Source organism: Streptomyces changchenzhani, from assembly GCF_039766235.1.
Lineage (GTDB): Bacteria > Actinomycetota > Actinomycetes > Streptomycetales > Streptomycetaceae > Streptomyces.
Map to the genome: position 1 here is coordinate 94,294 of NZ_JBDHNH010000016.1, position 20,518 is coordinate 114,811.

Annotated in this window: 16 protein-coding genes; 7 read left to right on the plus strand and 9 right to left on the minus strand. The window is 69.5% G+C overall.

The features are described 5' to 3' along the window. The first annotated feature begins 117 nt into the window (after window positions 1–117). Complete coding sequence (locus ABCR94_RS35125) at window positions 118–1,362, plus strand: dipeptidase (RefSeq protein WP_347125112.1); 1,245 nt, start codon at window positions 118–120, stop codon at window positions 1,360–1,362. Window positions 1,363–1,403: 41 nt separating this feature from the next. Here ABCR94_RS35125 and ABCR94_RS35130 read toward each other — a convergent pair whose 3' ends face one another. Both ABCR94_RS35130 and ABCR94_RS35135 read right to left on the minus strand, forming a co-directional pair. Continuing rightward, window positions 1,404–1,766 carry a VOC family protein gene (locus tag ABCR94_RS35130; RefSeq protein ID WP_347125114.1) on the minus strand — a complete coding sequence of 121 codons (363 nt, stop codon included), beginning with the start codon at window positions 1,764–1,766 and terminating at the stop codon, window positions 1,404–1,406. A gap of 119 nt (window positions 1,767–1,885) precedes the next feature. Next, window positions 1,886–3,229, minus strand: a complete 1,344-nt coding sequence (locus ABCR94_RS35135) for a UDP-glucose dehydrogenase family protein (protein WP_347125115.1) — start codon at window positions 3,227–3,229, stop codon at window positions 1,886–1,888. Between the two features lie 166 nt (window positions 3,230–3,395). Here ABCR94_RS35135 and ABCR94_RS35140 point away from each other — a divergent pair, with 166 nt between their 5' ends. Beyond that, window positions 3,396–4,568: an acyl-CoA dehydrogenase gene (locus ABCR94_RS35140; RefSeq protein ID WP_347125116.1), complete on the plus strand. Its 1,173-nt coding sequence runs from the start codon at window positions 3,396–3,398 to the stop codon at window positions 4,566–4,568. A gap of 219 nt (window positions 4,569–4,787) precedes the next feature. On the opposite strand, the gene ABCR94_RS35145 is transcribed toward ABCR94_RS35140, so the two are convergent. Next, complete coding sequence (locus tag ABCR94_RS35145) at window positions 4,788–5,153, minus strand: cupin domain-containing protein (RefSeq protein ID WP_347125118.1); 366 nt, start codon at window positions 5,151–5,153, stop codon at window positions 4,788–4,790. A 357-nt stretch (window positions 5,154–5,510) separates the two neighbouring features. On the opposite strand from ABCR94_RS35145, the gene ABCR94_RS35150 reads away from it, so the two are divergent. After that, entirely contained in the window at window positions 5,511–6,995 is a 1,485-nt protein-coding gene (locus tag ABCR94_RS35150; protein ID WP_347125177.1) for an MFS transporter, read from the plus strand. Between the two features lie 78 nt (window positions 6,996–7,073). Here ABCR94_RS35150 and ABCR94_RS35155 read toward each other — a convergent pair whose 3' ends face one another. Further along, on the minus strand, window positions 7,074–8,336 hold the full coding sequence (locus tag ABCR94_RS35155) for an LCP family protein (RefSeq protein WP_347125120.1): 1,263 nt from the start codon (window positions 8,334–8,336) through the stop codon (window positions 7,074–7,076). A 108-nt stretch (window positions 8,337–8,444) separates the two neighbouring features. Between ABCR94_RS35155 and ABCR94_RS35160 the strand changes: the two genes are divergently transcribed. Beyond that, on the plus strand, window positions 8,445–8,993 hold the full coding sequence (locus ABCR94_RS35160) for an acyl-CoA thioesterase (RefSeq protein WP_347125122.1): 549 nt from the start codon (window positions 8,445–8,447) through the stop codon (window positions 8,991–8,993). Window positions 8,994–9,010: 17 nt separating this feature from the next. On the opposite strand, the gene ABCR94_RS35165 is transcribed toward ABCR94_RS35160, so the two are convergent. Then, window positions 9,011–10,513, minus strand: coding sequence for an LCP family protein (locus tag ABCR94_RS35165; RefSeq protein ID WP_521978524.1), 1,503 nt, complete (start codon window positions 10,511–10,513; stop codon window positions 9,011–9,013). Window positions 10,514–10,585: 72 nt separating this feature from the next. On the opposite strand from ABCR94_RS35165, the gene ABCR94_RS35170 reads away from it, so the two are divergent. After that, window positions 10,586–11,608 (plus strand): glycosyltransferase family 2 protein, encoded by a 1,023-nt coding sequence (locus ABCR94_RS35170; RefSeq protein ID WP_347125126.1) that lies wholly within the window; start codon window positions 10,586–10,588, stop codon window positions 11,606–11,608. 72 nt (window positions 11,609–11,680) lie between these two features. Here ABCR94_RS35170 and ABCR94_RS35175 read toward each other — a convergent pair whose 3' ends face one another. The 4 genes from ABCR94_RS35175 to ABCR94_RS35190 form a co-directional block, all read right to left on the minus strand. Then, the gene (locus ABCR94_RS35175; protein WP_347125127.1) at window positions 11,681–13,441 is read right to left on the minus strand and encodes an LCP family protein; all 1,761 of its coding nucleotides are present in this window, start codon (window positions 13,439–13,441) and stop codon (window positions 11,681–11,683) included. A gap of 79 nt (window positions 13,442–13,520) precedes the next feature. Next, window positions 13,521–15,287 carry an LCP family protein gene (locus ABCR94_RS35180; RefSeq protein WP_347125129.1) on the minus strand — a complete coding sequence of 589 codons (1,767 nt, stop codon included), beginning with the start codon at window positions 15,285–15,287 and terminating at the stop codon, window positions 13,521–13,523. Window positions 15,288–15,511: 224 nt separating this feature from the next. Then, complete coding sequence (locus tag ABCR94_RS35185) at window positions 15,512–16,942, minus strand: LCP family protein (RefSeq protein WP_347125132.1); 1,431 nt, start codon at window positions 16,940–16,942, stop codon at window positions 15,512–15,514. Window positions 16,943–17,094: 152 nt separating this feature from the next. Beyond that, window positions 17,095–17,877 (minus strand): TIGR03089 family protein, encoded by a 783-nt coding sequence (locus ABCR94_RS35190; protein ID WP_347125133.1) that lies wholly within the window; start codon window positions 17,875–17,877, stop codon window positions 17,095–17,097. Window positions 17,878–18,015: 138 nt separating this feature from the next. Between ABCR94_RS35190 and ABCR94_RS35195 the strand changes: the two genes are divergently transcribed. Then, entirely contained in the window at window positions 18,016–19,353 is a 1,338-nt protein-coding gene (locus tag ABCR94_RS35195) for an N-acetylmuramoyl-L-alanine amidase (protein WP_347125135.1), read from the plus strand. A gap of 77 nt (window positions 19,354–19,430) precedes the next feature. Beyond that, entirely contained in the window at window positions 19,431–20,513 is a 1,083-nt protein-coding gene (gene manB / locus ABCR94_RS35200) for a mannose-1-phosphate guanylyltransferase (protein ID WP_347125137.1), read from the plus strand. Window positions 20,514–20,518 lie beyond the last annotated feature (5 nt).

Sequence of the window (20,518 nt, forward strand, 5' to 3'; positions counted from 1 at the left end):
GGGGTGGGGGTACCTCGCGTTGCGCGGGCGTACCCCCGAACGCTCCGTCCGCCGCGAACCCCTGCCGCTCCCGTGTCACGGTTGCCGGACTGCCGTCGCCGAATCCGGAGCCCAGTCATGGCAGATCTACAGGACGATCCGCACACCGACTCAGCCACTTCCTCCTCCTCGGTCGGACAACTCGACCCGGAGCCCGGGAGCGGCGCGACCGCGCCCGTGGCGCCCTCACCCGAGTGCACGCCCGTGCACGCGGAACCACCGGACGAGTGTGCCACCGTGCACACGGAGCCCTCGGTCGAGTACACACACGTGCCCGTGGAGCCCGCCGCCGAGCCAGGACCCGAAGTCGGGCCCGTCGAGCAGCATGCCCGCGAGCTGCTCGTCGAGCACCCCGTCGCCGACGGGTGCAACGGCCTGGCCTGGAAGCTCAGGGCCCTGCCGTGGCACGACCTCGAACTCGGCGAGAGCACCCTGGACACGGACATTCCCCGGCTGCGGGCGGGTGGTGTCGGCGCGCAGTTCTGGTCCTTGCAGGTGCCGGCGAACTACACAGGCGACCGGGCCGTCAGCGTCACCCTCGAACAGATAGACCTGGTCAGGTCGCTCGTGGCGGCGTACCCGGAAAGCCTGCGGCTCGCGCAGGACGCGGGCAGCATGGCCGACGCCCGCAACTGCGGACGCATCGCCTCGCTGCTCGGCCCGGTCTCGGGCCACGCGCTCGGCGACTCGCTGGGCACACTCCGGGCGTATCACGCGCTGGGCGTGCGCAGCCTGGCGTTCGTGGGCACGCGCTGGACACAGGAGGGGGAGGGGCTGACCCGCTTCGGCCAGGAGGTCGTACGGGAGATGAACCGCCTCGGGATGCTCATCGACCTGGCGGGCGCATCGGACCGTACGACGCACCGGGTCCTCACCGTCGCTAAGGCGCCGGTGCTCTTCTCCCGGTCCGGCGCCCGCGCGCTCACCGACCACCCGGCGAACCTGCCCGACGACGTCCTGCGCCTGCTCGGACCCGACAAGGGCGTCTGCCTGGTGAGCTTCGCCCCCGACCAGGTCGGCTCAACCGTGGGCGAGCTGGCCGACCACCTCGATCACGTACGGGAGGTGGCGGGCCGCGAGTGTGTGGGTCTCGGCGCCATGTACGGGACGGACGCGCCGCACATCGACGGGCTGCAGGACACGTCCTGCTACCCGAAGGTCGTCGCGGAGCTCCTGGACCGGGGCTGGGACGACGCCGACATCGCCCTGCTGACGTGGGGCAATGTGGCGCGCACGATGCAGGACGCGGAATTCACGGCCCGCGCCGCCCGCCGCCGCCGCGCCCCGTCGAAGGCCACGGCCCAGGAGCTCGACGGGCTGTAGCGCCGGGCTCCTGGGCCCCCGTCCGCCTGCGAACGCGCCAGTCAGCCGGCGCAGAGGCAGAACGGGTGCCCGGCCGGGTCGGCGTAGACCCGGAAGGTCCGCGCCCGGTCCGTGGCGTCCAGCGGCTTCGCGCCGAGCGCGATGACCCGCTCCTCCGCCGCGTCCAGGTCCTCGACCGTCAGGTCCAGATGGAACTGCTGCGAGCCGTCGGGAGCGGGCCACTGCGGCGGTACGAACCCGGGCGCCTCCTGGAACGCCAGCGGCGTCCCCTCGTGCCCGGCGAGATCCACCCACCCCTCAGAATCGGTCCTGGGCTCCCCGCCGAGCAACTCCGCGTAGAAACGCGCGAGCGCCTCCGGGTCCGGACAGTCCAGGACGACGCTCCCCAGCTTGGCCACGGGCATGGTTCCTCCTCGGTGCGATTCTTGGTTACCGGTTGTGCGTCTTTGACGGTAACGGTCAGGCACGTACCGGGCGCGGCGCGCGGTCGGCCTGATCGGGGCTTCCGGCCATGCGGGACCCGCTACGCGCGCGGCCGTCCCATCGCGCGGTACGTCCAGCCGGCCTCGCGCCACACCACGGGGTCGAGCGCGTTGCGCCCGTCCAGGATCAGCCGCGCCGCAGCGGCCTCACCCAGCTCCGCCGGGTCCAGCTCACGGAACTCGCGCCACTCCGTCAGGTGCAGCACCACATCCGCGCCGCGCACCGCGTCGATCGCGGTCGGGGCGTAGGCCAGGGTCGGGAAGATGCGCCGGGCGTTCTCCATGCCCTTGGGGTCGTAGACCGTGACCTGGCCGCCCTGGAGGTGGATCTGCCCGGCGACATTGAGCGCCGGTGAGTCGCGTACGTCGTCCGAGTCGGGCTTGAACGTCGCACCGAGCACCGCCACCCGCTTGCCCAGGAAACCGCCGCCGCCCAGCGCCTCGCGGGCCAGCTCGACCATGTGGCCGCGGCGCCGCATGTTGATCGAGTCGACCTCGCGCAGGAACGTCAGGGCCTGGTCCGCGCCCAACTCACCGGCGCGCGCCATGAAGGCCCGGATGTCCTTGGGCAGGCACCCGCCGCCGAAGCCGATGCCGGCCCGCAGGAACTTCTTGCCGATCCGCTCGTCGTACCCGATGGCCTCGGCCAGCTTCACGACGTCGCCGTCGGCCGCCTCGCACACCTCGGCCATGGCGTTGATGAACGAGATCTTGGTCGCGAGGAAGGAATTCGCGGCGGTCTTCACCAGCTCGGCCGTCGGGAAGTCCGTCACCACGAACGGCGACCCTTCCCCGACCGGCGTCGAATAGACATCGCGCAGCGTCTTCTCCGCGCGCTCGCTCTCCACGCCCACCACGATCCGGTCGGGATGCAGCGTGTCCTGCACGGCGAAGCCCTCCCGCAGGAACTCTGGGTTCCAGGCGAGCTCCGCGTCCGCGCCCACCGGGGCCAGCTCCGTGAGCAGCGCCGCGAGCCGGGCCGCGCTGCCGACCGGGACGGTCGACTTGCCGACGACCAGGGCGGGCCGGGTCAGCTGGGGCGCGAGCGAGGCGAAGGCGGAGTCGACGTAACTCATGTCGCAGGCGTACTCGCCGTGCTTCTGCGGGGTGTTCACACAGACGAAGTGGACGTCGCCGAACGCGCCGACCTCTTCCCACGACGTGGTGAAGCGCAGCCGGCCGCTGGATCCCTCGATGCCCGCGACATGCTTGCGCAGCAGGTCTTCGAGCCCCGGTTCGTACATCGGGACCTTGCCGGCCGAGAGCATCTCGATCTTCTCGGGCACCACATCGAGGCCGAGCACCTCGAATCCCAGCTCAGCCATGGCCGCGGCGTGCGTGGCGCCGAGATATCCGGTGCCGATCACGGTGATTTTGAGGGCCATGTGGTGCTCCAGGGAGGTGCGGGCGGGCGGGCGCTGCCCGAGCATAGTCGGGCTTGCCCCGGCCCATTTCGGGCTGTCGGCAAGCTCACGTATGCCTGGGGCGGCCGGGCCCACTAAAATCATGGTTACTTAACGGTAGTTAGCATCTTTGGGGAGTGAAGAGACCTTGGCAGGTACGCCTGATTTCGACCTGTACCGCGTGTCCGAAGAGCACGACATGCTCCGTGGCTCCGTGCGCTCCCTAGCCGAGGCGAAGATCGCCCCGTTCGCCGCGGAGGTGGACGAGGAGGCCCGCTTCCCGCAGGAGGCGCTGGACGCCCTGGTGACGTCCGACCTCCATGCGGTGCACGTGCCCGAGGCGTACGGCGGCGCGGGCGCGGACGCCCTCGCGACGGTCATCGTCATCGAGGAGGTGGCGCGCGTCTGCGCCTCGTCCTCCCTGATCCCCGCCGTGAACAAGCTGGGCTCGCTCCCGGTCATCCTCGCCGGCTCCGAGGACATCAAAAAGAAGTACCTGGGCCCGCTCGCCAAGGGCGAGGCGATGTTCTCGTACGCGCTCTCCGAGCCGGACGCAGGCTCGGACGCGGCCGGCATGAAGACCAGGGCCGTGCGTGACGGGGACTCCTGGGTCCTCAACGGCGTGAAGCGCTGGATCACCAACGCGGGCGTCAGCGACTACTACACGGTGATGGCCGTCACCGACCCGGAGAAGCGTTCCAAGGGCATCAGCGCGTTCGTCGTGGAGAAGTCCGACGAGGGCGTCTCGTTCGGCGCCCCGGAGAAGAAGCTCGGCATCAAGGGCTCCCCGACCTGCGAGGTCTACCTCGACAACGTCCGTATCCCCGCGGACCGCATGATCGGCGACGAGGGCACCGGCTTCGCCACCGCGATGAAGACCCTGGACCACACCCGCATCACGATCGCGGCCCAGGCGCTCGGCATCGCGCAGGGCGCGCTGGACTACGCGAAGGGCTACGTCCAGGAGCGCAAGCAGTTCGGCAAGCCGATCGGCGACTTCCAGGGCGTGCAGTTCATGCTCGCGGACATGGCCATGAAGCTGGAGGCGGCCCGTCAGCTCACCTATGCGGCGGCTGCCAAGTCCGAGCGTGTCTCGGCCGGTGGCGCCAAGGAGGACCTGACGTTCTTCGGCGCGGCGGCGAAGTGCTTCGCGTCCGACGCGGCGATGGAGATCACCATCGACGCGATCCAGCTGCTTGGCGGCTACGGCTACACGCGCGACTACCCGGTGGAGCGCATGATGCGCGACGCGAAGATCACCCAGATTTATGAAGGCACGAACCAGGTCCAGCGGATCGTCATGGCGAGAAACCTGCCGTAGAGAGCCGCCGTCTTCTGTGCGAAAGCGGACATCCATGCGCCCGATTTGGGGGCATTTCGATGTCCGCTTTCTTGCTGAAGGCGATGGGCAGCCGGGGCTGCGGGCTGCACTGTTTCGAGGACGACCCGCGGGAAGACGACGAGAACGCTCGGCACAACAGCCACGCTGATTTGCTGCGCGAGCGGATCGACGGAGAGTGGGCGGCCAGTAGCCGTCGGGTCATCCCATCTGCGCCTTGATGTGGTCGATCACCTCGTTGAACTCCTTCGTCGGTGAGAAGTCGACGTACTCGCAGTCCTCGAGAGCTTCCGGGGCGTGACCGGGTGCCCAGTAGAAGGCCTGCCCGGCCTCGTAGATCTCTTCCCCGTCCGCTGTCCGCATCTTCAGCCGCCCCTTGAGCAGGTATCCCCAGTGGGGGCATTGGCACAGGTCGTCGGGCTGCCCCTTGAGGGCTGGCGCCATGTCCGCGCCCTGGGGAAACTTCACGAACGCGACGGACATGTCTCCCCCGAACTCTTGCGTGCGCAGCTCCACGCCGCCGCCTTCGATCGCGACAGGAACGTCGTTCCGCGTCGTCGCCGTCATGGTTCCTCCTCGTCCAGTCCGCTGTGGGGCCTGAGAGAACCCCTTTCCCCTCCAGCCTGGGCCTGACGGGTGCGGTGCGCGACCTGTGGGGCTGGGTGGGCGGCAGGGCGAGCGGTGTCCGTCTTCCCTCGTGTCGCGGCGAAGCGCAGAGGGCTGTCTTCGGACCGCTCGTCAACCGGGCCAAACCGAGTGGGACATTCTCCGGTTCAATGAGACGCTGATGTCTCAGACGGGTCCCGTCAGTCTCGGATCCCACCAGTCTCGGAACGGAAGTCCCATGTCCCCCTCGCCGCCGCCCGACACACTGCCGGGCAGGCCCAGCGCCTGGACCCCCGGCGCTGGATCGTCCTCGCGATCCTGTCGGGCAGCCTCCTGCTGATCGCGATGGACACCACGATCCTCAACGTCGCCTTCCCGTCCCTGGTCTCCGACCTGCGGCCGGGCTCGGTCGAGCAGTTGTGGATCATCGACATCTACGCCCTGGTCCTGTCCGGCCTGCTGGTCACGGCCGGTGCGCTGGGCGACCGGACGGGCCGCAAGCGGATGCTGCTGCTCGGCTTCGGGATCTTCGCGCTCGCCTCGCTCCTCGCGGTCTTCTCCACCGAGGCCTGGCACGTCATTGTGGCCCGCGCACTGCTCGGCATCGGCGGCGCGGCGATCATGCCGTCCACGCTGTCGATCCTGCGCGACGTCTTCACCGACGCCCGTGAGCGGGCCTTCGCGTACGCCGTGTGGGCGGCCGTCCTCGGCGGCGGCATGGCGCTCGGTCCTGTCGTCGGCGGGCTGCTCGTGCAGGACTTCGGCTGGCACTCCGCGTTCCTGCTGAACCTGCCGGTCGCCGCGCTCGTGATCGCGCTGGGCGCCCGCTATCTGCCCGAGTCCCGCTCTCCGCGCGTCGGCCGGTGGGACTGGTGGGGCGTCGGACAGTCGATCGTCGGCATGCTCGCCCTCGCGGGCGGTATCAAGCAGCTTGGCAAGAGCGGCTTCGCCGCGCCGCTACCCTGGCTCCTGCTGGCCCTGGCCGCCGTCTCGCTGACCGTGTTCGTACGCCGTCAGCTCCGGCTGGACAACCCGCTGCTCCAGGTCAGGCTCTTCGCGAACCGCGCCTTCAGCATCGCCGCAGCCGCCATCTTCCTCGGCATGGTCGGCATGGTCGGCATGGGCGCGGTGCTGTTCCTGGTCACGCAGTGGTTCCAGTACGGACAGGGCTACACCCCGTTCGAAGCGGGCATCCGGCTGCTTCCGGCGCCGCTCGGACTGATCGTCACCTCGATGGTCACCCCGTCCCTGATGCAGCGCTTCCCCATCCGGCACATCCTCGGCACCGGCCTGCTCGTGATGGCCGCCGGACTCGCCCTGCCCTGGGTGGTCCAGCAGTCCGCGGAGATCGGGTACCCGGCGATGGCCGCCGCGCTGGCGGTCCTCGGACTCGGCGTCGGCCTGGCCGCCACCGTGGCCTCCGTGACCCTGATGGCCGCCACCCCGGCCCATGACGTCGGCGGAGCCGCGGCCATCGAGGAGACCTGCTACGAGCTGGGCGCGGCCCTGGGCGTCGCCATCCTGGGCAGCCTGGCGACCGCCCTGTACCGGGCGAACCTGCCGCCGCTGGCCCTGGACGGACCGGCGCTCGGCGCGGTGCGCGACTCGGTGGGCGAGGCCGCGCACGTGGCCCAGGGCATCGGCGGCGACACGGGCCGGACCCTCCTCGACGCGGTCTCGGCGGCGTACACCACGGCCATCACACCGGCCTTCCTGGTCGGCGCGGCGCTCGCGCTTGGCGCGGCGGCGATGACCTGGGCGTGGATTCCGAAGGACCTGCGGCCCACGGAGAACGCGCACTGAGCCACGGGCCGGGTGCGGGAACAGGAGCGGGCCCGGACGGTCTACCGTCCGGGCCCGCTCCTCGATCGCACCGCCGGGCTAGTTCTCGGTGACCGTGACCTTCTCGTCCTTCTTCAGCTGATCCACGAGCTGCGCGACCTTCGCCTTGTCCCACACCAGGTTGCCGCCGTTGCTGCCCGAGATCGGGATGTTCATCGACTTGCCCTCGCCGCCGGTGACGCCCTTCATCGCGAAGAACATCTGGCCCAGGTCCCACAGGGACATGTCCTTGTCGACGATGAGGGTGTCCAGGCCCGCGCCCATCGTCGGATACAGCTTGAACGGGTTGAGGATGGTGCTCGGCGTCGCCGTCTGGCTCGCCAGGGCCGCCAGGAACTTCTGCTGGTTCTTCGTACGGTCCAGGTCACTGCGCGCGAAGGCGTACCGCGTCCGTACGAACGCCAGGGACTCCTCGCCGTTCAGCGTCTGCTTGCCCGCCTGGAAGTCGGCGCCGGACTTCTTGTCCTTGAACGCCTTCGGGATGTCGATCTCCACGCCGCCGATCGCGTCCACGATGCCGGCGAAGCCCGCGAAGCCGATCTCCACGTAGTGGTCGATGCGCAGGTGGGTGTTGTGCTCGACGGTCCGCACCAGCAGCTCGGGGCCGTCCTCCGCGTACGCCGCGTTCAGCTTCACCCGTCGGCCCTGCGCCGGGAACGTCTTGCCGGACTGCGAGCCCACGAAGGACGGGATCTCCACGTCGGAGTCGCGCGGCAGGGAGATCAGCGTCGGCCCGTTGGAACCGTCGTGCAGGATCATCATCGAGTCGGTCCGCTTGCCCTCGGCGGAGCCGGTGTGCAGCTTCTTCTTGTCGTCCGCGGTCATGCCCTCGCGGCTGTCGGAGCCCACGATCAGGTAATTGGTGCCGTCGCCGGCCCCCGGGCGCTCGATGACCTTCGAGAGGTCGACCTCGCGCTTGAGCTTGCCGTCCGCCCAGAAGTACGTGCCGATCGAGACGGCGAGCAGCACGACGACCAGCGTCACTGATCCGAGCTTGATACGGCGCCTCCAGTCCGGCGCCGGTCCACTGCGGGGCGCGCGCCCGCCGCGGGGCGGTGAGCCACCGCTGCCGTCGTCGCCGCCGTAGACCTGGCCCGTGTTGTAGCCGTCGCCGCCACCGCGGCCGTATTCGTCGTATCCCTGCGACTGCTGCGGCGGAACAGGACCGCGCGGCGGCGCGGCCGGCTGCGGAACCTGCCCGCGCTGCACATGCCGCATCACCCGCGCGCCCTCAGGCTGCGCGTCGCCGCGTCCGTTACGGTCGCCGCGGTCGTTGGTCCGCCCGTTGGGCCAGTCGCTCATACGGTCCAGTGTGCAGGCAAAATACGCCTGGCTCACAGAGCAGGTGGGAAATCGGGGCAGTGCTGTTGCAGAGCTGATGCAAAGGTGACCGCGCATAAGGTGGAGGGCATGACAGATCAGGCCCCGCGCTCGGAAGCTGATATTCCGGGCAAGCCCACCTCGGCGTCCCGCACCACGCTCAGCCACATCATGACCGGCAACGACACCAATCTGCTCGGCACCGTGCACGGCGGCGTGATCATGAAGCTGGTGGACGACGCGGCGGGGGCCGTCGCAGGCCGACACTCCGGCGGGCCCGCCGTCACCGCGTCCATGGACGAGATGGTCTTCCTGGAGCCGGTGCGGGTGGGGGACCTGGTCCATGTGAAGGCGCAGGTCAACTGGACAGGCCGGTCCTCGATGGAGGTCGGCGTACGGGTCCTGGCCGAGCGCTGGAACGAGTCGACCCCCGCGCAGCAGGTCGGCAGCGCCTACCTGGTCTTCGCGGCCGTCGACGCCGAGGGCAAGCCCCGCACCGTACCGCCCGTACAGCCCGAGTCCGAGCGCGACAAGCGGCGCTACCAGGAGGCCCAGATCCGGCGTACGCACCGGCTGGCCCGGCGCCGCGCGATCAAGGAACTGCGGGAGAAGCGCATCGCCGACGGCTTCGACGACTGAGCCCAAGCCCTACGCACTCACGGGCACACCACCTGGTCGCCGGTGACCGCCCCGAACTCGCCCTGGTAGGGGTCCTCGGCCATCACCTTCCTGACCAGCTTCGGGTTCGCCTTGAAGTCGGCGCCCGCGGTCGCCTTCAGCAGCCCGCCCTGCCCCGGCACCGCGCGCAGCTCGCACCCGGGCAGCGCCGTCTGCAACGACTTCGCCGAGCGGTCCCAGCGCGGGTCGTACGTGACGAGGGTGCGCGCCAGATTCAGCCGGGGTGCGTTGACCGGCATCCTGGTGGTCCGGAAACCGGTCCCCCGCAGCGCCTTGTCGAGGCTCTTGCCAATCCCCACGGTCGGCGTCCCGTTGTAGACCTGGACACGGATCTGCTGCGGCGCCACATCGACGAGCGTCGCCTTCGGCTTCTTCACCCGGTACGGGGCGAGCGGCTTGTCCTCGCGCAGCGCCCTGAAGAGCTTCTCGGACTTCACCGGGTCCCATTTGATGGTCGACCCGATGCCCTCGACCGGATAGCCCATCTTCCCGATCGGTACGGACGTGAACTCCGAGGACGCCGGCGAGAAGCCCTTCATCGCCCGGCCCAGAGCGAGCATCTCCTGGCTGCCGAACCCCTTGTCCGCGCGCACCGAGCCGAGCAGCGCGCCGGTGACCTGCTGGAACTTCACCGGGTTCAGCAGAATGCCGCTGCTGCTCGCCTTGGCGATGAACGCGGCGAGGAAGCGCTGCTGGCGCTGCATGCGGCCGAGGTCGGCGGCCCCGTCGATGTGCCGGGAGCGTACGTACTGCAGGGCCGCGCCACCGTTCAGCTTGTGGGTGCCGACGGGCAGATCGAGACCGGTGTACGAGTCCTTCAGCGGGCGGACCGTGCAGATCTCCACCCCGCCGACCGCGTCCACGGTCTTCATGAAGCTGGTGAAGTCGACCTCCAGATAGTGGTCGATCTTCACCTTGGTCATGTGCTCCACGGTCCGCACGGTGAGCTGGGGGCCGCCCTCCGCGTACGCCGCGTTGATCTTCACCGGGTGCATCCTGTGATGCTCACCGCTGGACTGGTCGGTGTGCTCGGGGGCCTCCGCGTAACTGTCCCGCGGCAGGCTCACGATGCTCGCGCGCCCGTTGTCCTCGGAAATGTGCACGATCATGATCGTGTCGGTGCAGTGGCAGGGGGCGCCGCCCAGCCGGTACTTTCTCTTCTCGGCCGGCGTGATCTTGTCGCGGCCGTCGGTGCCGACGAGCAGGATGTTCGTGCCGTGACTGCCCTCGGGACGGTTCTTCATGTCCCGGAACGGGTCGACCCGGTCGATGCCGCTCTCCATGCCGGTCAGCACCGCGTGACCGATGCCACCCGCGCCGAGCACCACGACCGAGAGAGTCGTGGCCATGCGCATGGCCCACCGTGGGCGTTCGTCCTGCCTTCTGCTGCGGCTTCTGCGGCTCTGCCGATGGCGGGGCGACGTGGGCAACTGAGACACCTCCGCGAAGGCAAGGGGGGATCTTGAGCACCGTAAGCCCATACGATCCGCGACCTGGCGCACCGACCGGCCGCCGCGCGTCCGTGTCCCCCATTCGCGGTAACGTGACCCCCGATGAACGCCACCCCCGCAGTCTCCGTGATCATGCCGGTCCTCAATGAGGAGCGGCATCTGCGCAACTCGGTCCGTCACATCCTGGAACAGGATTACGACGGCGAGATGGAGGTGGTGATCGCGATCGGCCCGTCCTCGGACCGCACCGACGAGATCGCCGCCGAGCTGGTGCGCGAGGACCCTCGCGTCCACACCGTCCCGAACCCGACGGGCCGCACGCCCGCCGCGCTGAACGCCGCCATCAAGGCCTCCCGGCACCCCATCGTAGTGCGGGTCGACGGCCACGGCATGCTCTCGCCGAACTACATCGCGACGGCCGTCCGCCTCCTGGAGGAGACGGGCGCCCAGAACGTCGGCGGCATCATGCACGCCGAGGGCGAGAGCGCCTGGGAGGAAGCCGTCGCCGCGGCCATGACCTCCAAGATCGGCGTCGGCAACGCGGCGTTCCACACGGGCGGCGAGGCCGCCCCGGCCGAGACCGTGTATCTGGGGGTCTTCCGGCGCGAGGCCCTCGAACAGCAGGGCGGCTACAACGTGGAGTTCGTCCGCGCCCAGGACTGGGAGCTGAACTTCCGGATCCGCGAGGCCGGCGGGCTGATCTGGTTCTCGCCCGAGCTGAAGGTCCAGTACCGGCCGCGGCCCTCGGTGAAGGCGCTCGCCAAGCAGTACAAGGAGTACGGCCGCTGGCGCCACGTCGTCGCCCGCTTCCACTCAGGCTCGATCAACCTGCGCTACCTCGCGCCGCCGACCGCCGTCTGCGCGATCGCCGCGGGCATCGTGGTGGGCGTCGCCCTCACCCCGTGGGGCTTCGTCGTCCCGGCCGGCTACCTGGCCGCGATCGTGGGCGGCTCGCTCCCGGCGGGCAAGGGCCTGTCGCTGAAGGCACGGGCGCTGATCCCCGTCGCCCTGGCGACCATGCACATGTCGTGGGGGTACGGCTTCCTGACCAGCCCGCGCGCGCTGGCGAAGAAGGTCATCGCGAGCCGCCGCCCGGCGGTCCGCCAGGCCGAGCCCCAGCCGTAGCCCGGTAGGTATGAGGGAGGGGCCCCGGTCACGATCGTGACCGGGGCCCCTCCCTCATACCTACCGGCCGCGCTACCAGGTGAAGTTCTTGTCGACCTTCATGCAGGCGCCCGTGTCCTCGCCATTGAGTGCCCGCGCCGACTCCGGCGTCTTGTCGTCGGCCTTCGCCGCCGCCTTCGGGAACACGCTGCCGGTGCGCCAGTCCGCGCCCACCACCAGCGCGACGCCGGAGACGTCGGTGGACTTGCGCACCGACGTCAGCGGCACCCCGATGGCCTTCGCCGCGGCCTGGGCGTCGCCCTCCAGGTCGACGCTGGGGAACAGGACGGTCGTCCGCTCCTGTGGGCTGAGCCGGGTGTCCGCCCTGGCCAGCGTGAAGCCCTTGGCCACGAGGATCTGGGTGACGGCCGCGGCGCGCCCCCGGACCGGGGCCTCGGTCACGCTGCCGGTGCCGTTCTGCACCATGACGGCGATCTCCGCGGCGGGCGCGGCCTCGTCCTTGGACGAAGCCGCCTTCGCCTTCGGCTGCTGCTTCTTGGAGGCCTTGCCGTCCAGCGGGGTGTCCTCACGGACCATCCGGAACAGCTGCTCGGCCTCGTCCTTCTTCGGCTCGACCTTGCCGTTCTGCACCGTGGAGTACTCCCACGGCATGGTGGTCATGGTGATGCGGGCGGTCGGGACCTGCTTGAGGTCCTCGCCCAGGTCGTACAGCTTCTTGACCGTGCCGAGGCCCTTGTCGACGGTGAGCGCCCGGGTGGCGGACTCGGCCAGCTTGCGCAGCTTGTTCGGGTCGCTGAGCTTGGTGTTCTGCTTGAGCTCCCGGACCATCGAGTTCATGTACATGTGCTGCGCGTGAGTACGTGCGAGGTCGGTGCCGTCCTCGAAGCCGTAGCGGGTACGCAGCCACTGGAGGGCCTGCTCGCCCTGCACCTTGGTGGTGCCCTTCTTGAGCTTCAGGCCCGAGCCATGGCCTTGGCTGTCGCGGGAGCTGACGTTGTCGGTGACACAGACCGGGACGCCGCCGATGGCGTCCGCCATGGACACCACACCACCGAAGTCGATCATCATAAAGTGGTCGATGGTGATGCCGGTCAGGTTGTACCAGGCGGCGACCGTGCAGCCGGGGCCGCCGCGGCCGAGGCTCTCGTTGGTCATCATCAGCCCGGTGCTCGCCGGGTAGACCTTGTCGGTGTCCGGGTCGGTGCACTTGGGCATCTTGAGCAGGGTGTCGCGCGGCATGCTGACGGCCGAGATATTGCTGCGGTCGGCGGAGACGTGCACCAGCATCTGTACGTCCGCGAGCGGCGGGCTGTCGAAGGTGTCCCGGGCGCCGCCGAGCCGCTTGTTCACGTCGGAGTTACGGGCGTCCGAGCCGATGAGCAGGATGTTCATCGGGGTCTGCCCGGCGGCGTTGGCCTTGTGGTCGGCCATGGCCTTGTCGCCGAGGGTGAGTTCGTCCTTCTTCAGAATGCTGTTGAGGTGGTTGTAGTAGAGGTAGCCGACGCCGGCCACGGCGAGTATGAGCAGCGAGAGGACGATCGCGGTCAGCCGCAGTATTCGGCCCTTCCCGCGCTTCTTCGTGCCGCTGCTCCCGCCGCCCTTGCGAGGCGGCGGGCCGCTTCTCCGGCCCTTACCGCCACGGTCGTCGCCGGAGCCGGAGCCGGAGCCGTTGCCGTCACCACTGTCACCGTTACCGTCACCGCCGTCGCCACTGCCACCCGCAGCGACCCCGGGGCCGCTCCCACCCTCGTACAGGCTGTCGTCCCAGCCCAGTTCGCGGGCGCGTCGATCGCGTTGTCGCGGTCTATCACCCCGCACACTGCTCTGCCCCACCAGATTCCCCCGCTGCTTCAGATGTTTCGTACGGCCGGATGACCCGAGGCCGGATGACCTGATGCCACTTGACCCGAGGTCACTTGGCGCACACCGACTTGTCGGCACCGACCTTCTGGATACCTTCCGGCGCCTTTGCCGGGGGTGCGATCGGTGTGCCCGCTTCCTTGAAGTCGGCGCCGAGGACCAGGGTCATCGGCTCCAGCTCCTTGGCGTCCTGCGTGCCGGGCTTCATCGCCGCGGCGGGCAGACCCATCATGTCCGCGAGCCTGCGGGCCTGGTCGGCCTGGTTCGGGGCGTACTTCAGGGTCGTCTTCGGCTGGTTCGGGGCGTTGCTCTCGTTGCTCGACTTCGTCACGAGCATCTCGTTCTGGAGCCAGAGCAGCGTCGATGAGGCGGAGCCAGGGGGGCCGCCGCCGTTGTAGACACTGACGCGTACGTCATCGGCTGCCGACCTGGGGCCCTTGAGCAGCGCCTGCTGCTTGCTCTTGGCCGCCTTCTCCTTCTGCTTCACCTCGGTCAGCGAGGTGTCGGACGCCATCATCGCGAAGAGCGGATCGGCCTTGGCCTCGTCGACGACGACCGTCGCCTTGATCGTCTCCGCCGGGTTGTCCTTCACCGGAAGAGTGGTGAAGGTGATGTTCTTCGGGTCGACCTTGCCGAGCTCCACGCCGAGGGCACGGAGCTTGTCGATGTCACCGATTCCGCTGTCGACCGTCAGTGCCTTGGTGGCCGCATTCGCCAGGTCGAACACCTTGGTGGGGCTGGTGAGCGTCTCGCTGGACTTCATCTTGCGGATCATCGAGCCCAGGAACTGCTGCTGCGTCTGGATCCGGTCGAGGTCGCTCTCGTTGCCGAAGCTGTGCCGTGTGCGGACGAACGCGAGGGCCTGCTCGCCCTCGATCGTGTGCTTGCCCGCCGACAGCTTGAGGTGCGAGTCCGGGTCGTCGACGTCCTTCGCGACACAGACTTCGACGCCGCCGACGGCGCTGGTGAGCGTCTTGACCGCGTTGAAGTCGACCATCATGAAGTGGTCGACCGTGATGCCCGTGAGCTCCTTGACGGTGCGCATGGTGCAGCCCGGGTCGCGGTCCCCCTGTCCAAGGCTGGTGTTGAAGCGGACGTCGCGCTCGCCGGGGACGATTTTCTCGGTGTCGCCGACCTTGGTGGGGCAGTCCGGGATGTCGGTCTTCAGGTCGCGTGGGATGGACAGCGCGGTCGCGTTCGTACGGTCCTTGGAGACATGGAAGAGGATCGTGGTATCGGCGTGGCCGACGCTCTCCTTGTCGCCGTAACCCTCGTTGCCGGCCCCCGTGCGCTTGTCCGTGCCGATCACCAGGACGTTGACGGCCTGGTCCTTCTTGAAGCCGCCACTGCCCGCGCCGGGGACGTCTATCGTGTTGAGGTTTCCGTTGAAGTGCTGATAGACGAGGTACGCGCCGAGCGAGCCGCCGATGAGAACAAGCGCCATGACGCTGCCGGTCCACAGCAGTGCCTTCTTCTTGCGGGTCTTCTGCGGCTTGCGTTTGCGGCGCCCGGTCTGCGGGCCCGACCCTTCGCCGCGCGAACCGCCCGCCTTGCCGCCGGTCCGTCGGCTGCGCTGGCCGGGAACCTCGCGTCGCGGGGCGGTCGTTCCGTCCCGGGTCGTCTTCCTGGGCGCGGTCCCACTGGGGGCATTACGGGCAGAACGACTGCCCGTACCACTGGCGGAACCGCTGTCGGAAGACCCGGATGATTGCCCAGCGGATTGGTCCAGTCGCAATTCGTAATGACCGGTAGTCGGGTTGAGTACCCACTGGTCTGCGGGGTCGATTTCTTCGGCCCGCCCACGGTTTTGCGCATCCACGGTTGTTTGAGTCCTCCGTCGGAGCCACGCGAGGCGCCTCCCCTCAGGCGCTCGGTCTTTCGATCCAGCAGTGCGACCACGACCTGAGGGCATGAGGCACCGGATCGCGTCACACTATCTGCCCAGTTCAGCGCCGGGCGACGTGCGTGACAAATTCCACTCCCCTTACAACTGGGCAATACGTCCGATACGCATCAGTTGCCGGGTCTGCCTTGGGCATGGCTTTACTCGCACTTCTCGGTGGCCGCATTGGTTCCGGTGAAAGTCGGTGTAGGGGTGGGGCTCTGTGCACCCGCGTCGTCGGGCTTCTCGTCGGACGAGGAATCGGACTCCTCCTCGCTTTCGGAGGACTCGTCCGTTCCCGTTTCCGCCTCTTCGGACCCCTCGGGCACGATCGAGACGGGCTGGTCCTCGCGCAACTGCTTGAACAGGCGCCCGGCGTCCGGCTCCACGAGTTCGTCGCGGTTCTGGTCGTAGCTGTACGGCTGCCGGGGCACCGTCATGAACTGCACCTTTTCGGTAGGGATGTTCCGCATCCCGCGCACCAGGTCGTACAGATCCTTGAGCGAGTCGAGGCCCGGGTCGGTGGTCAGGGACTTCGTCGCCGCGTCCAGCACCGGGTAGAGCCGCGTCGGGTTGAGCAGTACGCCGTTGCTCTGCACCTTGTTGACCAGTGCGCCCAGGAACTGCTGCTGGCGGTCCATGCGTTCGGTGTCACTGCCGTCGCCGATGGACTTGCGCGCCCGTACGTAGCCCAGCGCCTCCTCGCCGTTGAGCGTCTGGAGGCCCTTGGCGAGCTTGAGGTGGGCGTCCTTGTCGTCGATCGGCTTGCTGAGGCAGATCTCGACGCCGTCCACCGCGTCGACCATCCCCTTGAAGCCGTCGAAGTCGACCACCATGTGATGGTCGAGCCGGACGCCGGTGAGCCGCTCGACCGTACGGATCGTGCAGGCCGTTCCGCCGAACTCGAAGGCCCAGTTGAACTGAGCGAATTGCTCCTCCGAGCGGGTGCCGTCGGTCCGCCGGCAGCTGGGGATCTCCACCATCAGATCGCGGGGGAGCGAGACGGCCGTGGCGCTCTGCCGGTCCGCCGCGAGATGCAGCAGGATCGTCGTGTCGGAGCGCTGGCTGCCCTCGTCCTGGCCGTACTTGCTGTTGCCCTTGCCGGAGCGGGTGTCGGAGCCGATGAGCAGGATGTTCTGGGCGTCCAGAACGACGGGCGTGGGGCGCTCCTTCTCGTACGTCTCCAGCTCCGCGGCGGCGGTCGTGTCGGTGGTGATGTTGCCGTCGAGCTTCTTGTAGAGCCACCAGCCCACACCGGCCGCGACAAGCAGGACGAAGGACGCGCCGATGGCGGTCCAACGCAGCCAGTGGCGCTTGCGGTTGGCGGCCGGAGCCGCATCGGTGCTCGCCGCGGTGCCGGAGTCGGCGGCGTGGTCGTCGGTGGCGCCGTCGGCCGCCGCGGTGGTGTCCGCACCCGCACCCGTGTCCGTGTCCGCACTCGCACCCGTGTCCGCACTCGCGTCCGTGCCTGTGCCCGTACTCGTGCCGGTCTCTTCGTTCCTGCCCTCGGAGGCTTCGTTCTTCGCCTCGTCCTCGGCCGGGGTGTCCGGTCCGGAGGGCGTGCCAGCACTGTCGGTCACGTCTGCGTCCATCCTTCACGGAGTCGGCGGCGCGCTCGGCCGCCGGTCGCAGGGGTAGACGGCCGAACCTCGCGCTTGGTTGTGCGATGCGTACCGTCGATCATGTACCGGAGTTGACGCTCAGGCCCGGGGGCTCGGCAGTGGGTGGGCCGGACGGGTGGCCCTCAGGGGGCTTGTCGTACCGCCGTGTTGGTGACGCGCTCACTGTCGACGCGCTTGGCGATGTCCTCGTCGGAGAGCCGGTCGAGGTTTCGGCACAGCACCACGGATCCGCCGGCGGCGAGTGGCGCGTACAGGCCGCTGGACAGTCCCTGCCAGGAGTCGTACGCCAGCCCTGACAGCAGCCGTGCACCCGCCGCGCCGTCGAGCCCCAGAGCCCCGGCGTCCGTACGGGCCCGTTCGACCAGCTGCGCACCCGTCAGTTCCGTACGCCCGCTCGGGTCCACGACGGTGAGCGCGGGGGCGTCCGGGTCGACCTTTTCGAAGGGGGCGAAGCGGTCGCCCTGTCCCGGCACCTCGACGGCGTAGTCCGCGAACCCGGCGGGGGGCTGCGGGAAGCGGCCGCCCAGGGGGCGCAGGGCGAGCGCGACGCGCTCCCCGCGGCAGGCGCGCGCCTCCTCGACCGTGTCGGGTCCCGTGACGACCAGGTCGGCGTCGGCCGGGTCGCCGCCGACCTCCACGACCACGCCCACCGAGGAACAGGCGAGCAGCCAGACCGCGGTCTGCCAGTGCGCGGGCAGCAGCAGCGCGAGCCGGTCGCCGGGCGCCGCGGCGAGGTCGCCCTGGAGCAGATTGGCGGTCTTGGCCACCCAATTGGCGAAGGTGGCGACGGACAATTCGACGCGCTCGCCGGTGGCGTCGTCGTAGAAGGTGACAAGGGGGCGGGCCGGGTCCGCGGCGAGCGCGGATCGCAGCAGGTCGGCGGGGGTGCGATCGATGGCGTTCACCCGCGCAAGGGTACGCGGCGCCCCTGGTGCGAGGACTGCCGTGCCCGGGGTCCACGCACTTGGGGTTAGCCAATTCGGCCGACGCACCATCAGATCCCCAATGGACAGACTTATACGACTATGTCCAAGATCTGTTGTATGCGTGCCTACCTTGCTTCCGCGATCGGCGTCGCGTGCACCGCCGCTCTGGTCCTTCCGTCCGTCTCCGTGGCCTCTTCCGCACCGCTGGCCACGGCAGTCTCCGCCCCCGCGCCCGCCGGCGAGGCGCTGCCGGGCTCCACCCAGTCCCTGCCACTCACGCCACTCGCCCCTCGCAGTGAGCGGTCCGCGAGCCCCGCCGCCACTCCACAGGGCTTGGCGGAGCGCGACGTACAGCCGTTCTCACTGGTCGGTGTCGTCTGGGACGACGCCTCCGCCGAGCTGGACGGCACGGTCCAGGTCCGTACCCGGGCTGCCGGGAGGGGCACCTGGTCCGCCTGGCAGCACGTCGAGACTCACAACAGCGAGCACGCCGCCGACCCCGGTACGGCGGAGCGCGACTCGGGGAAGGTGCGCGGCTCGACCGCACCCCTGTGGGTCGGCGCCTCCGACGGCGTCGAAGTACGCGTGCAGTCCGCGAGCGGGGGACCGTCCGAGAATCCGGCGCAGCACGAGAGCCCGGCGCAGCACGAGAACGCCGCGCCCTCCGAGCGCGCCGTCCGCGCCCCCCTGCCGGCCGGCCTGCGGCTGGAACTGGTCGACCCCGGCGCCCCGCCGCCCGCGGGCTCTTCCGACGCCGCCGACGCAGGGCGCTCCTCGCTCGCCACCGAACTCCCGGCCCTGACCAGGGCCGAGACGGAGGCCGACGCGGGACTCGTGGCCGCCAGGCCGTACATCGGCCCGCGCCCGCGCATCATCACGCGCAAGGGGTGGGGCGCCGACGAGAGGATGCGTGAGCGCAAGCTGGGCTACACCGAGACGGTGAAGGCCGCCTTCGTGCACCACAGCGCGACCGGCAACAACTACAGCTGCGGGCAGGCGAGCTCAGTCCTTCGCAGTATTTACCGCTACCACGTCAAGAGCAGTGGATGGCGCGACTTCGGCTACAACTTCGCCGTCGACAAGTGCGGAAACATCTACGAAGGCCGGGCAGGCGGTGTGGCCAAGCCGGTTCTTGGGGCGCACACTCTCGGTTTCAACACCAACAGCACGGGCATCGCCGTCATCGGGACCTACACCTCGTCGAACCCGCCCGCCGCCGCGGTGAATGCGATCGCCCGTATCACCGCCTGGAAGCTCGGTCTGCACGGAGCCAACCCCCGCGCCAGGACAACCCTGAAGTCCGGCGGCGGCAACCTGTACAAGAAGGGCGCGAACGTCAGGCTCCACGTAATCTCAGGACACCGGGACGGATTCGCCACCGAGTGCCCAGGAGGCCGCCTCTACAACAAGCTCGGCACGGCCCGGAGCTCATCGGCCCGCCTTCAGGGCCGCTGACCGGGGGCGTTCGAACAGTCTGCATACACTGGCCTGCCCGTACCCGGCCGGCCCCAGCAGGAAGCAGAGACGACAAGGTGACTGAAGCGATCCTCCTGGTCGGGGGCAAGGGCACCCGGCTGCGTCCGCTCACGGTGCACACCCCCAAGCCGATGATCCCGGCGGCAGGCGTCCCGTTCCTCACCCACCTGCTGGCCCGCGCACGGGCGGCCGGAGTCGAACACATCGTGCTGGCGACGTCGTACCTCGCGGAGGTCTTCGAGCCGCACTTCGGAGACGGCTCCGAGCTCGGACTGCACCTGGAGTACGTCACCGAGGACGAGCCCCTCGGCACCGGCGGGGCCATCCGCAATGTCGCCTCCAGGCTCCGCTCGGGGCCCGACGAGCCGGTCCTCATCTTCAACGGAGACATCCTCACCGGCCTCGACATCGAGGCCCTCGTCTCCACCCACGGGTCGTCGGGCGCGGACGTCTCGCTGCACCTCACCCGGGTCGAGGACCCCCGGGCGTTCGGCCTCGTCCCGACGGACTCCACGGGCCGGGTGACGGCTTTCCTCGAAAAGCCGCAGACCCCCGAGGAAATAGTCACCGACCAGATCAACGCGGGCGCGTACGTCTTCCGCCGCTCGGTCATCGACACCATCCCGGCCGGCCGGCCCGTCTCGGTCGAACGGGAGACCTTCCCCGGCCTGCTCGCCTCGGGGGCCCACCTCCAGGGCATGGTCGACTCCACGTACTGGCTGGACCTCGGTACGCCGCAGGCCTTCGTCCGCGGCTCCGCCGACCTGGTCCTGGGCAGGGCCCCGTCCCCGGCGGTCCCCGGCCGCTGCGGCGACCGGCTGGTCCTGCCCACCGCCTCCGTCGCCTCCGACGCCAAGCTGACCGGCGGCACGGTGGTGGGCGACGGGGCGGTCGTCGGCGAAGGCGCGCGCATCGACGGCAGCGCGGTGCTGGCGGGCGCGGTGATCGGGGCGGGCGCGGTGATCTCCGACTCACTGATCGGCGCGGGTGCGCGCATCGGCGACCGTACGGTGCTGTCCGGCGCGGTCGTCGGCGACGGCGCGACGGTGGGCGCCGACAACGAACTCCAGGACGGCGTACGGGTGTGGTGCGGCGCATCGATCCCGGACGCGGCGATCCGCTTTTCGTCGGACCGGTAGTCGGA